At 29.5% G+C, this 14506-nt stretch carries 12 protein-coding genes; all 12 read right to left on the bottom strand.

The features are described 5' to 3' along the window. Positions 1–16: 16 nt before the first annotated feature. A complete protein-coding gene (gene wecB / locus BLP44_RS16435) occupies positions 17–1138 on the bottom strand; it encodes a non-hydrolyzing UDP-N-acetylglucosamine 2-epimerase (protein WP_091134882.1) in 1122 nt (373 codons plus the stop codon). 44 nt (positions 1139–1182) lie between these two features. Beyond that, on the bottom strand, positions 1183–2220 hold the full coding sequence (locus tag BLP44_RS16430) for a polysaccharide biosynthesis protein (RefSeq protein ID WP_091134552.1): 1038 nt from the start codon (positions 2218–2220) through the stop codon (positions 1183–1185). A gap of 2 nt (positions 2221–2222) precedes the next feature. Beyond that, complete coding sequence (locus tag BLP44_RS16425; protein WP_091134550.1) at positions 2223–3269, bottom strand: glycosyltransferase family 4 protein; 1047 nt, start codon at positions 3267–3269, stop codon at positions 2223–2225. Positions 3270–3278: 9 nt separating this feature from the next. After that, on the bottom strand, positions 3279–4169 hold the full coding sequence (locus BLP44_RS16420; protein ID WP_091134548.1) for a glycosyltransferase family 2 protein: 891 nt from the start codon (positions 4167–4169) through the stop codon (positions 3279–3281). 3 nt (positions 4170–4172) lie between these two features. Continuing rightward, the gene (locus BLP44_RS16415; RefSeq protein ID WP_091134546.1) at positions 4173–4988 is read right to left on the bottom strand and encodes a glycosyltransferase family 2 protein; all 816 of its coding nucleotides are present in this window, start codon (positions 4986–4988) and stop codon (positions 4173–4175) included. A gap of 3 nt (positions 4989–4991) precedes the next feature. Continuing rightward, positions 4992–6110 carry an EpsG family protein gene (locus BLP44_RS16410; protein ID WP_091134544.1) on the bottom strand — a complete coding sequence of 373 codons (1119 nt, stop codon included), beginning with the start codon at positions 6108–6110 and terminating at the stop codon, positions 4992–4994. Beyond that, positions 6107–7111, bottom strand: a complete 1005-nt coding sequence (locus tag BLP44_RS16405) for a glycosyltransferase family 92 protein (protein WP_162927260.1) — start codon at positions 7109–7111, stop codon at positions 6107–6109. The genes BLP44_RS16410 and BLP44_RS16405 overlap by 4 nt, the downstream gene beginning before the upstream one ends. 5 nt (positions 7112–7116) lie before the next feature. Then, entirely contained in the window at positions 7117–8658 is a 1542-nt protein-coding gene (locus tag BLP44_RS16400) for a lipopolysaccharide biosynthesis protein (protein WP_091134540.1), read from the bottom strand. Positions 8659–8801: 143 nt separating this feature from the next. Further along, positions 8802–9869, bottom strand: coding sequence for a Wzz/FepE/Etk N-terminal domain-containing protein (locus BLP44_RS16395; RefSeq protein WP_091134537.1), 1068 nt, complete (start codon positions 9867–9869; stop codon positions 8802–8804). A 6-nt stretch (positions 9870–9875) separates the two neighbouring features. Beyond that, entirely contained in the window at positions 9876–12371 is a 2496-nt protein-coding gene (locus BLP44_RS16390; protein WP_091134535.1) for an SLBB domain-containing protein, read from the bottom strand. Between the two features lie 42 nt (positions 12372–12413). Beyond that, positions 12414–13460: a dTDP-glucose 4,6-dehydratase gene (rfbB, locus tag BLP44_RS16385; RefSeq protein WP_091134533.1), complete on the bottom strand. Its 1047-nt coding sequence runs from the start codon at positions 13458–13460 to the stop codon at positions 12414–12416. A gap of 16 nt (positions 13461–13476) precedes the next feature. Continuing rightward, positions 13477–14484 (bottom strand): mannose-1-phosphate guanylyltransferase, encoded by a 1008-nt coding sequence (locus tag BLP44_RS16380; RefSeq protein WP_091134531.1) that lies wholly within the window; start codon positions 14482–14484, stop codon positions 13477–13479. Positions 14485–14506 lie beyond the last annotated feature (22 nt).

The raw sequence follows: 14506 nt of genomic DNA, 5'->3' as shown, positions 1-14506 counted from the left end.
AAATGATTTTAAATAATTATTTATCCCAAATAACCTTGTTCACGATTGGAGTATAACTTTGAATTATTCTTACTACTCGTTCTGAAGTATTTTTCACGGTATATTCAAATGGCAATTGTGAACTATCATCTATAGAAAGACCTTTAGTAATTTCAATTGAGTTAATCATACTTTCTTTAGTAATGCCTCCTAAAACAATTGTTCCTGCGTCAACTGCTTCTGGCCTTTCTGTACTTGTTCTAATGCTTACCGCAGGAAATCCCATCATAGCTGCTTCTTCGCTAATAGTTCCACTATCAGATAAAACTACATATGCATCTTGTTGTAACTTAACATAATCGAAAAAACCTAGAGGAGCAACATTTAATATTAAAGGATTAAAAACAATATTCGAATTTTCTATCTTTTTTCGTGTTCTTGGGTGTGTCGAAAAAATAACTGGCATCTTATATTTTTCAGCAACTGTGTTTAATGAATCGACTAAAATTTCAAAATGATTTTTCAAATCAATATTTTCTTCTCTATGTGCACTGACGACAATATACTTTCCGTTCTCTAATTTTAACTTTTCAACAATATTTGAACTTTTGATTTTAGTTTCGTTTTTCTTTAAAACTTCAAACAATGGTGAGCCTGTAACAAAGACATGGTCCTTTCTAAAGCCTTCACTCAATAAATACCTCCTACTATGTTCTGTATAAGTAAGATTTATATCTGAAATATGATCTGAAATTTTTCTATTAATTTCTTCTGGAACATTTTGATCAAAACATCTATTCCCAGCCTCCATATGAAAAATTGGAATTTTAAGCCTTTTAGCAGCAATTGTACTCAAAACACTATTTGTGTCACCTAATACCAATAAAGCATCTGGTTTTTCTTGTATAAGTATTTCATAAGATTTTGAAATAACGTTACCGATAGTCTCACCTAGATGATCTCCTGCAACGTTTAAGAAAAAATCAGGTTTTCTTAATTCTAAATCCTCAAAAAAAATTTCATTTAACTCGTAATCATAATTTTGACCTGTATGTATAACAACATGTTCAAAATACTGGTCACATAATTTAATACATTCTGCCAATCTAATAATTTCAGGACGAGTCCCCATTATAGTTGCCACTTTAATCTTTTTCATATTCATTTTTAGTTAAAATATTTTTCTATAAAAAATTCTTATTTTTAATTAGCTGAAACAAAAATATCTTCTCCAAAAACTTCTTTTCGGATTAATGGTAAGTTTGACAACAATTTCTTCATTCCTTGCACTCCAAGTTGTTCTGTGTTGTGAGAATGATAATCCTCAGCAGTTGCAATTTCTTCCTCACCTTCTGAAAAATACTTTGCATAGTTCAGATCACGATTATCTGCAGGAATACAGTAGAAATCTCCCATATCTATGGCTTTTATCATTTCTTCTCTAGTGCATAGCGTTTCATAAAGTTTCTCACCATGACGTGTTCCTATAATTTTAATTTCTGTATCTGCCTGACACAAATCTTTTAAAGCTTGAGCTAAATCTCCAATTGTTCCAGCAGGGGCTTTATTTACGAACAAATCTCCAGGATTTCCATGTTCAAAAGCAAATAGCACTAATTCTACCGCTTCATCTAATGACATTAAGAACCGTGTCATTTTTGGATCTGTAATTGTTATTGGGTTTCCTTCTTTAATTTGTTTTAAAAATAATGGAATAACAGAACCCCTTGATGCCATTACATTTCCATATCTTGTTAAACAAACAGTAGTATCGATTAAATTTCTAGCTGCTGCAATGGCAACTTTCTCCATCAAAGCTTTAGAAATACCCATCGCATTTATTGGATAAGCAGCTTTGTCTGTACTTAAACAAATTACTTTTTTAACTTTATTAATTCCTGCGGCATCAATAACATTTTGAGTTCCTAAAACATTTGTTTTTGTAGCTTCCAAAGGAAAGAACTCACACGAAGGAACTTGTTTTAAGGCGGCTGCATGAAATACATAATCTACCCCCCTCATAGCGCGTTCAACACTATTATAATCTCTAACGTCTCCGATATAAAACTTTAGTTTTTCATTTTTTAACTGATTACGCATGTCATCTTGTTTTTTTTCGTCGCGAGAAAAAATACGTATTTCACTAAAATGATCTGTATGTAAAAAACGATTAAGAACTGCATGACCAAACGATCCTGTTCCTCCTGTAATTAAAAGTGTTTTCTGTTTAAAAGTAGGCATAATTATTTTTTTAATAGTTTTTTATAATATAACAAGTGGTTTTCAGCCATCTTTTCTGCTGTAAAAAACATAGTTACTTTAGAGTTTGCTCGTTCTCCTCTTTGAAGGCGTTCTAAATACGCTGTTTTGATCGAGTTCCTTAACGAATTTAAGTTGTCTAATTCAAAAAAACATACTTCATCTGAATTAAAAATCTCATTGAAAGAAGGTATATTAGAACAAACTATGGATTTTTTTGCTAATGCAGCTTCAACCATTGCTAAACCAAACCCTTCAGAATAAGAAGGCATCATGTATACATCCATTAGACTTAAATAAGAATACGGGGCTTCAATATATGGTATAAATAATACTTGATTCGACAATTTGAATTTCTCAACATAACTTTTTATTGTTTCCAAATACGGTCCTTCTCCTATAAGCACAAAAACATAATCAGGAAGCAAATCAAGAACTTTTACAATTTGTAAAAGTCCTTTCCCTTGGGTAATCGTTGCATATGCCCCAAGAACTTTATACTTATGATTTTTATATTGTCTGATCAAATTCTCAATCTCTATCTGTGTTTTTGCTTCAGTTATGTCGCAACCGTTATAAATTGTTGTTATCTTTCCAGATAAGAGTTTATTATATTTATTCTTTAATTGGTTTGAAATTGCAACAACACCATCAAACTGACGCTGAACATAACACCAATAAAGTGTTATTATCGATGAGATAAATCTATTATATCTTATCGAAAAACTTGCAAAAGTGTCTTGATGTATAGTGGTTAATATTTTAGCTTTTTTGATCTTATTCTTCCATTTATAAACATACAGATCTGATCTAAGAGTATGACTATGGATTATATCGTACTTATCGAAATCAATAAATTGTGTTTTAGATATTTGATAGATATCGCACTCAAAATTTAAACTTGAGTTAGATTCATCAAAATAATAAACATCAATTAAATCTACACTCTTTTTGAGATTTTTTACAATATTATGTACTACAATTATTGGTCCTTTATTCACTAAAGACGGCAATATAAAAGCAATTTTCATCGACTTTTTTTATTTAATAACTTCCTTTATCAAAGAAAACCTTTCTTCCCTTGAATAATTAAGTTTCATTAAATCTTTTATTAAAATTAAAAACGAGAGAGTAAGAATCTGAAATTTGTAAATACCTCTAAAATGTTTATTAATGTAAAGTTTCATACCTTTTGTCATCATCATTTTTCTTCTAAAAGGCAACTTTTCTTCGAAGCTACCTCCTTCTAAATGAATTATATCTCTAACATTAATGATATATCTTTTTAAATTTAATTTAGACATACGTTTTTGGAGATCTGTTTCTTCATAATACATAAAAAAATCATGATCAAAACCATTTACCTTGTTAAAGGCCGTTTTAGGAATAAATAAGTCTGCTCCTGATACAAAATCAACTTCTAAAAATCCATTTTTTATAAGTTTTGCATATGTCTCTACCTCAAATTTATTTTTAAAGATTTTAAAGGTCTCTAATAGTCTTCTATAAATTCTCTTAGAAGTTATAAATTGCCCAAACGAAAGAGCATCCTCTTTATTTGAATTAATCAAACATGTTCCAACTGCTCCTAAATCCTCCTTTGAATACTTCTCAGCAAAAATAAAAAGCTTACTAATCACATCATCTAAAAGAATAGTATCAGAATTTAACAAAAAAATGTATTTCCCTTTAGACGCTTCAGCCCCCACATTGTTTGCTCTACCAAAACCAATATTTTCTTCCAAATATAAATACCTAATTCGTTTATCATTTGAGAAAAAATCTTTACTGCCATCGGTTGATGCATTATCAACTAAAATAATCTCTATATTTACATTTTTAGTAAATTTATGCAAACTATCAATACATTCATTAGTCATTTTCATAGTATTGTAATTTACAATAACCACAGAGACATCAACCTTTTCCATTTTTTAAAACTTTAAATAATAAGTTATTCTTAAAATAAAATACTTAGCAAAACCAATATCATATTTTGTGCGGATTACATTATATAGATCGTATGAATAGCTAAAATCTGGTATATGAAAATATCTTTGAAGAATAGGAAATCTATGTTTTTTATATGAAGCTCCAATAGCGTTATTGGTATGCTGCCTATAATAAATTGTCGGAATAGGTAAAGAAACAATAACTCCATTAGAAGAATCTACACAAAGGCTTATCCAGAAATCATGCATCAAAATATTACCAATATACTCTATAGATAAATCCCTTGCTTTACGGTTAAACATCATTGTGCATCCCGTCACATAATTCACTAATTTTAAGTATTTTCTTGTTATTTTTGCTGGAGTTATATTATCGTTTTCCCACAAAGACTTAGCTATAATATCCAAATTATTATCTGTAACTATAAGGTCAGTATGCACTATTATTGCTTTTTCATTAGATCTTTTGCTCTCAGATTCTAAAGCATCTAAGCTAATTTGCACCTTAGAAGGAAACCAGATATCGTCCTGATCACAAAACATATAATATTCTGCAGTAACATTTTTTAACAGCCACATAAAACTTTCACAAGCTCCCAAATTTGTTGTTTCACTCTTAAACACCCTAATATTTGAGTATTTACTAGCATATTCTTCCAAAATACTTATCGTAGAATCGGTTGAGCCATCATCTCTCACGAATAATTGGAACTCACTGTATGTCTGGCAATACAAACTTTCCAATTGATCGCGTAAATATTTCTCTCCATTATAGGTTGACAATAATATTGCTATCATAACTTAATAATCTCTATCAATAAATTTATTACTCTCAGATTCATAACTAAAAACAGAATAGTAAGGTATCCATTTAACATAATATCCCGCTGGCCAATAAAATGACATATAACCACTTGTAAACAAAATGAAAACAAATGTCGTTATTACAAATAGCTTGCTTGATGTAATAATTTTTTGTCTAAAAAATGGAATCATCACATCTGCTAATGTAATACAGTAAAATAGCATTAAATAATTAGTGAAACGGGTAAAAATTATAGTATTGAAAATTGAACAAACTCCCAATAATCCAAATACACAAATTAAGTACTCATATTTTATTACAATATTAAATTTATTTTTTGCCCAATAAAAAAGCCCTATTGGAATAAGAGTTCTAGTAGCAAAGAATAAAAAGGTAGATTTCCAGCCATACGAAGCTTCTGAATAATCATTCACCTTTTTATTAATTTTATCAATATTTTCAAAAAAAGTAAAAAGATAATTTAGTTGATTTAAAGCCAATAAAATAACAATCAACAATAAAATATAATGTCGATTAATACGCAAAAATTTCAAAAAAGGCAAAACTATCAAAAAAACTGCTGAAAGATGAAACATAATTGCAATAAAAACACCAATATAATATCGAATCCACTTGTTATTCTCAAGATTTTTATAGTTAATTATAAAAACCATTATTGCAAGAGATTCACGTAAAATTTCAACTGTAAAATTGATATAAAACATCAACAAACACAAAAATAAAACACTAAAGCGAAGTTTTGAATTTTTCCATATATAATAAAAAAGACAACTATTGATTATTAATACATGAAAAATTTGGAAAGTTGTAAAGCTAGAGTAAATAGCTTTAGCAAGAGAATTTAAAATGGTAAAAAGAGGTTGATATTCAGAATCCCATGAAAAATCTAATATATTATTGGTCGAAATATTATTAAAATATAACATATAAAAATAACTATCACCTCCAACCATATAGCGCAAACCTATTAAGCCAGATAAATAAATATAAAGCCCCATCCAAACCAAAAATTCAGCATTATTTTTATACTTACAGATATCAAATACTATTGCAGCAACAATTGTTACTAAAAATGGAATGATATAGGCAATCATTTAAAATTAAAATAATTAGAGTTATTTGTTAATTTTGTGTATAGCAGAAAACGTTGAATTTTATAGTCTCTAACTGTACACATTGATTCATGAGATCTTAATAATTGCCTTCTAGATTGAGCCATTTTAATATCATCTTGATGATAAACATCGCTACGATTTATTTTACTTTCAACAAAACTATCGTAAGCTTTACCCCAATAATGATTAATTTGTATTGTGGAACTCTGAAATGAAAACTTTAAATTCATACCTAAACTCATGATATTTTTATATTGATTGATTGGCGGAACTCTAAAACCAAAAACTTTTGAATTAAGAACATGTGGATTTTCAAACTCTGAAATTGGAAAATTCATATTACAAAACATCTTTGTGAATACACTTGGCTTCGGCCAACACTGAGTATACTGCTCTATTACAAGTTGTTCTAAATTGTGATTCAGCTTTCCATTTGATCCGAATTGTTTCCAATAAATCGCTACTCCATGATAATTTTTATATGATTCTAACCATGACTTAATGTTATCTGTAGCTAAAGGACAAACAAATTCATCGACATCAATAAATGCTAACCAATTTGTATCGTTTTTGTATTTTTTATAACAATCTTCATAAGCTAGCATTTGCGAGTGATTAAAAGGCCATTCAATTAAATCAACAATTCCTTTTTCAATATAAGGCTGAAGAACTTCTAAAAAATTATCATCAGAATTATTATTATATAAATAAAAATGATCAACCCCTATTACTAGATGATATCTAATCCATTCATCAAAATATCTTGCTTCATTTTTGAATATACAACAAATAGAAGCTGAATACTTAAATTCTTTAGTTTTTTTTTTAAAAAATCTATTTAACAAGATCAAAGAAAACACAAAAATAGATTGAAAAAAATACACACTAAAACGAGTAAAAGAATTCTTTAAAAAAGTCTGTCTAAATCGTTGTCTAGTAATAAAGTTCCCTCGAACATAATAACCCTGATTATCAAGCATAAAAATCATTTAATTAAATAGGTTTTACATCTAAAATAAAAATTACGCATTCCTCTTGTAAATATTGCAAATCCGATCAAAAGCAATATAAAAAAAATGAAAATAGTTATTAAGCTGTATAAAATAAAGTCAAATATTGTTCCGTATGGATTTATTGCCAAAATATTTACTAAATATTCAGTTGATACAAAAACAAACAGAACTATTAAAAAAAGTTTAAAATACATTTTAAAATATTTAATAACGTTTTGCTTAAATCCACTTTTAAATAAAAAAAAAGGCTTCCAAAGTAAAACGATGATAAACAGACTTGATAAAACACCAATTAATACTCCATTAATACCATAAAAATATCCTAATAAAACTGAGAGCCCTATATTAACAATAGTTTCAACTATTGGAGCTGCAATATCTTTGAAAAGCCCATAAGCATTTAAAAAAGAATCAACAGTAAGCCTAGTAATATTGATAAACATTATAAGTACCAATAATATTAAATTTGATTTTTCTAATAAATATTCTTTTCCTACCCAATATGTAATAAAGATTGGTGTGAACTTATACACACCGTAACAAGCTATGCTAGTTAAAAAAAACCTTAATGTAAATAATTCTTCAAAAACAACTAAAATCCTATCAATACTCGCTTGAGATACTAGGTTTCCAACTCCAGCATTTGTACTATTAAAGACAGCTCCCAAAAGAGCTGTAATTCCTGCAATAACTAACAAATAATTTCCATAACTCGCAATAAATGATAAACTTGTAAATGCAAATATTATCAAAGGCCCACTTTCATTTAATGCAAAGCCGGCTATTTTATGGGTAATTAATTGTTTTGTTTTATGAGTGATTTGAGGATACTCATTTAATAATTTTTTTCCTGAAGCGATACTAGTTTTTAGCCATGGATATTCTAAATGAAGAACATATTTTATTCCAAAAACAGTTGCTAAAACAGCAATTAACTCCCAAAAAATCCACCATATATATCCGTAAGAAAATAAAAATATAAATAATATCTGAATTATTACCTTAACAATTTTAACCCCCTGCAGTGCATAATTTAACTTAAATTCCTTTTGATCAGATATTAGAACAATTTGTTGATAATTTAAAAAATAACCTATCAACGCAGATAGCAATAAAACGCCAAAAGTTGCATACGCATACCAAAGTGGAACTTTAATATCTGAAAAAAAATAGGGAAAGAAAAACATTAAAATAATAGCTAATATTCCCACTAAGATACCTATCCTGCTATATAAATATCCTTGTACAGATACAATATCATTAATTTGTTTATGATCATCCGCTGCTAATGGCTTATACAAAGAATAACTAATTGCGGCACCTACTCCCATTTCCGCCAAATTAAGAAACTGCAATAAATTCATTGCAGTTGTATTTAGACCCAAAACTTCAGCGCCTAAATAATTTAAAAATACTTTTCTATAAAAAAATTGGAGTATTAAATTGCAACAATAAAAAAATAACGCAAACTTTGCATTCTTTAGACTTTTTTTTACTCTTGAATTGTCTTCCATAAATTTAGAGCATAACGCTCAGTTTTTTGCTCTTATATTAATTTAAAAATATAAAATTCAGCATTTACAATTAAAATTCACAAATAAACCTACAGATGTTGCCATTTCTACTTATTATATAAACTAAATTTTCTCTTAATTAACTACAAGCTAATTAAAAATCTTTTTAAAATTAGACCTAATATTGTTAGAAAAATTGTCAACCCTCCGCCTGCTATAATTCCTTTAACTTTACTCAGACTATCTTTCGGCAACGGCAAAATTGGTTTATCAATTACTTGAATTAAAGGCGTTTCTTTTCTTAAAGTTACTTTTGCGAGTTCACTTTGCTTAACTAGTTCAGTAAGAATAGCAGTATTGGCCTGTACATCAACTTGCCTCCTAGCAGATGGAGCTCTTCGAATATTCAATGCAGGATTCAAATTAAACGTATTATCATTCGCGACTGCAACTCCTGTTATCGCACCATTTAATTCTGCCCTAATAGAATCAACCTGATGTTCTAAAATACTCATGTTTAATCTAGCTTTTTTACTTTTAGTCTCAACATAAAAAGCTCCCACTTGTTTAGCTAAAGCTTCACAAAAATATTTTGAAAACAATTCATTTGTGGATGAAACATCCATGTTTATTATGGCTATTTTTTTATCTTTTTGTCCAACAGACAAACCTGATGTTGATAAATTTTGATACATCTTTCCTAAAATACTATCTTGCACTCTTGTAAAAGTTTTACGATTAGAATGAGGTAAGAATTGTATTTTCGATAATTTTGGATCTTTTGACCAACTCTCTCTCCATTTATTATTTTGTATATACATTTCAGCTAAAGAAATCTCTTTACCATTCACTTCAATGGAAGATAAAAGTGTTTTTTCTACCATAGATCTTGATTTAAACAACTCTGTTAAATTTGACCCCGTAAAAATTCCACCACCGCTTCCTCCTAAATCTAATCCAAATGAACTAGCTAAACCTAAAGCTCCACCTAATCCACCAGCACCACCTTTATCATCTTCCAAAGCAAATGATAATGAAGCGGTATAAATAGGTTTTTTAATCATAGAATATATCAATCCTAAACCAGATCCAACCATCCCTGCTAATAGAATGATTTTCCATTGAGACATTAGATAACAATACCAATCCTTTACTTTACCTAAAAGTTCTTTTAACGAAATTTCTTCATTATCAACATTTTTATTGTTCATAGTAAATTATTTAAAAGCAGTAACAATTAACAATGCCAAACTAGATATAACACTCCCGATTCCGACCCATTCTCCAGCAGTCATCTTTTTCTTCTCAGGTTTTTCAGGAACCACAATTTGTGAATCTGGTTCTACTTTAGGGTAAGATCTAAAAAACAAAAATGAGTTTGTTACAGCTGCTTTTCCATTTGGATAAATAATATAAGCTTTTCTTTTCCATCCTTTATTATCCACGCCTCCAACAGAATTAATATAATATTTGAATCCTTTTCCATTTCTGTACGGTATCTCGGATGTCAATAACACGTTACCCGTAACTTTCACGCTTTCATTATATACAGCTACTTCAATTTCATCACCAGGAAATAGCGTTACATTCGAATAGTGATTTTTATCTTTTACAATTTTTTCCCAATTAACAGGGATAGTTGTGTATTTTAATTCATCCCTTAATTTTTTTGATAATTTAGATTTGAGTGTATCTTTACTTTTAAAATTTGATTCTTCTAAAGTTCCTTCCTTTTTGTCCACCGTTTCTTTTTTCTCCAGATTAAGATTAATACTTTCCAATTGCTCAATCTGTTCTTCTTTTATAGGCCTTTTTATCTTCATACCATCCAAATTTGCAATAGATGTTAATCCTCCTGCTCTCATGACGACATTATAAACTCTTTCTTTTTTATTGGCTAGGACATATTTACCTGGATATGTTACAGCCCCGCTTACTTTAACCATTTCTGGTTTCTCATAAACCGCCATTCGACGAATATTAATAACATCAAAAGGTTTCAAAACGAAATTTTTAATTTGCTCATTATTATCCGCCGTTATCTCTAATTCAACTAATTCTATTCGCTTAGGATCTGCATCATCAATGGCATCAGATTTAATCATTCTTGCGATTTCGACTCTCTTAGAAGCGGAACCTGTTAATCCTCCTACTTGAACTACTAAGTCGTTTAAAGTAAGATTTTCGAAATATTCATATACACCAGGATTTTTGACTTCACCGTCTATGGTTACTTTATACTCTTCTCTAAAATCTAAAATAGAATATACAGTCACTATATCTTCTCTTTTAAGCTCAATATCTGCATTTAAGTCGCCAGATAAAGCTGCGCCTAAATCTACGTTAACAATTTCTGTTGTTAAATCTGTTTTTAAACGAATAATTCTTGCTCTTTTACTATAGGCGTCTTCTTTTAATCCTTCTGCCCTTGTAATAAGATCTGAAATTCTCATTCCTTCTGTAAAAGAATAATAGTCTGGTCTAAAAACAGCCCCTTCAATCTTGATACGATTTTCAAATCGATTCAAAATCTTAGTAATTCTAAAAACATCTCCCGACTGAGGCTGATAAGAATTATATTCACTTTCATTAATATCGTGAACTTTAAATTCTTTTCCTGTTTTTTGTAATACATTTACCGATGCTGTATAAGCAAACTCATTGAATCCAGAAGCAAAATTTAATAAATCAGAGAATTTTTCTCCTTTTTTCATTTCAAATATCCCTGGTCTCTTAACTTCTCCTTCAACAGTAACTCTCTGACTGTAGGCTGGAATTCTAATTACATCATTTTCTTTTAAAGCAACATTATCAGATTGATCTCCTTTAACTAAGAATCTATAAATATCAATATTCTTGTAAACTTTATTGTTTCTTATTAACTCTATGTTTCTATAACTACCATTTTTTCCAGGTCCACCTGCTAAATGTAAAGCATTATAGACAGTGGCTAACGAAGAAATCGAATAATTACCTGGTTGCTTACCTCCAACTATTGTTACTTTTATAGTGCGTATTTTTCCTAAACTAATGCTTACTTGAGATTGCCCAGAACGAACTGTACTATAAACTTTAGCAATTGCTGCTTTTATTTTTTGTGTTGCGGCCTCAATAGACATACCAGAAACAGAGATTTGCCCTACATAGTCTATGCTTACTTTTCCTTCTACATTTACAGGAATGTTTGCATTATATTCTTGAACACCATAAACACTTATCTGTAACTCATCACCTGGCCCAAGAACATAGTTCATAGGAGTAGCCAAATTCAGATCTGGCTCAAAATTTAAAGTAGGATTATCAAATAGCTCTGATCCAAAAATCAATGCATTTAAAGAATCTTTTACTTTCTCATTTTTAATTTCATCCTGTTTCCTTCCAAACTCTGACGTTTTCTCTCCTGTTTTTGATTTACTATCCTTATTTTTATCTTTTTTATCACCTTTAGCATTTTTCTTTTCAAAATCATTGAGCTTAATCTTAAGTTTATTAAACTCTGTTTGGCTCATCCCTTTTGAGAGCGCCATTGACTCAACTTGATCAATAGTTGCATTATTGCTTTTTAACTGAGCGCTAATTTTTGCCAAATCATCATCTGATAAATAGTCTACTTTTACTGTACTTAAATCTTTAGATTTCATTATATCTTGTGCAGTTGCATTAAAAGTAACTAATGCAAAAAATAGAGTAAGAACGTATAATATTTTTTTCATGTTAAAGGAAAAATTATTTAAAGATATTTTTTTATAAATATTTTATGAGTATTGTTTTTGATAATAATCTTTGTAAGCTCCTGAAGTAACATTTTTAAGCCATTCTTGGTTATTTAGATACCAATTGATAGTTTTTTCTAATCCTTCTTCAAAAGTAACTGAAGGCTTCCAGCCTAGCTCTTTATTAATTTTTGAAGCATCTATGGCATAACGTAAATCATGACCTGGTCTATCTTTAACATAGGTAATTAGTTTTTCAGAAGTACCAGCCTCTCTTTCCAATTTTCCATCCATTATTTTACATAACAACTTAACCAGATCTATATTTTTCCATTCATTAAATCCACCGATATTATAGGTTTCATGATTCTTCCCTTCATGAAAAACTAAATCAATTGCTATCGCGTGATCTTCTACAAACAGCCAATCTCTAGTATAATTACCGTCGCCATATACTGGAAGAGATTTGTTATTTATAATATTATTAATAAAAAGAGGAATTAGTTTTTCAGGAAAATGATATGATCCATAATTGTTTGAACAATTAGTTAAAACATATGGAAGCCCATAAGTTTCACCATAAGCCCTAACAAAATGATCTGAACTGGCTTTTGAAGCCGAATATGGAGAATTTGGATCATAAGGAGTTTCTTCAGTAAACAATCCTGTTGCTCCTAATGAGCCATAGACTTCATCAGTACTTATATGATAAAATCTTTTACCTTCAAAATTACCTTTCCATTGATTCTTAGCTGCATTTAATAAATTCATTGTTCCAATAACATTGGTTTTAACAAATGCAAGTGGATCTTCAATAGAGCGATCGACATGTGATTCTGCCGCTAAATGTAGAACCCCATCAAATTTATGAAGCTCGAAAAGTTCATTAATAAAACTTTCATCGACAATATCGCCTTTAACAAATGTATAATTAGGTTGATTTTCAATATCTTTTATGTTCTCAAGATTGCCTGCATAAGTTAAAGCATCCAAATTAAAAATTTGATACTCCGGATATTTATTCACAAAGCGTCTTACTACGTGAGAACCAATAAAACCAGCACCGCCAGTTATTAGAATTTTTTTCATTTTTAAATTCTTTATATTAATTTAACAAATCTGAATTTTGTTTTTCCAACTCGTTATATATATCTTTTACATCTTGCGAATTTTCTTTTTGCAAGATCAAATTAGCAGTATCTGTATGGACAAAAATAGTATTTCTTAATCCCAAAAAAGTTGTATGACTATCACAACCAATTACCATATTGCCATTAGAATCTACAGGATGTCCCTTTGAAACCAAATATTCATATACTGATTCAAAAGAACCAAGATCAGACCAAGAGAAAGATGCAGGAACTACTTTTATTTTTTTACTTCTTTCCATCACAGCATAATCAATACTAATTGATGGAATTTGCATTGATAATTCTAAATCTAAAAACCCTTTTTCAGAAGATTCCCAAACTGCTTTAGATTTTTCATAAACATCTGGCTGAAATTGCTTTAATTCATCCAATAAAACACCCGCTTTAAAGCAAAACATACCACTATTCCATAAGAAATTACCTTTTGAAATAAATTCTTTTGCAGTGGTTTCGTTTGGCTTTTCACGGAAAGAAATTACATTATCTCCTTTTGCTTCAATATAACCATAGCCTGTTTCTGGTTTAGTAGGTATTACTCCAAATGTTACTATAAATCCTTCATTGGCTTTTATAACCGCCTCACTGATCGCTTGATTATAGTTTTCCTTTTGATCTATAATATGATCTGATGGAGTAATAATTAAAATATCTTCTGGTTGAGATGCAAATGCTGCAAAAGCAATTGCCGCAGCTGTATTTCGTGGAGTTGCTTCAATAATATTTATGTACTGGGTATTGGTTTTACGCATTACTTTCCCACTTAATTGATGATTATCAATATTTCCAACCACCATTACTTTGTTTGCCAAATAACTGTTGCGTTCAACTGTCATTTCAAATAAAGACTTTCCATCAAATATTTCAAGGTATTGTTTTGGGCGACTTTTACGAGAAAGTGGCCATAAACGACTTCCTACTCCTCCAGTAAGGATAACATGCGTTATAGTTTTATCTGAATTCATATATTATAAAATAAAAAAGAAG

Source organism: Flavobacterium anhuiense, from assembly GCF_900101855.1.
GTDB classification, from domain to species: Bacteria; Bacteroidota; Bacteroidia; order Flavobacteriales; family Flavobacteriaceae; genus Flavobacterium; species Flavobacterium anhuiense.
Note: the sequence above shows the minus strand (reverse complement) of the source record. Positions and strands in the feature narration are given on the sequence as shown.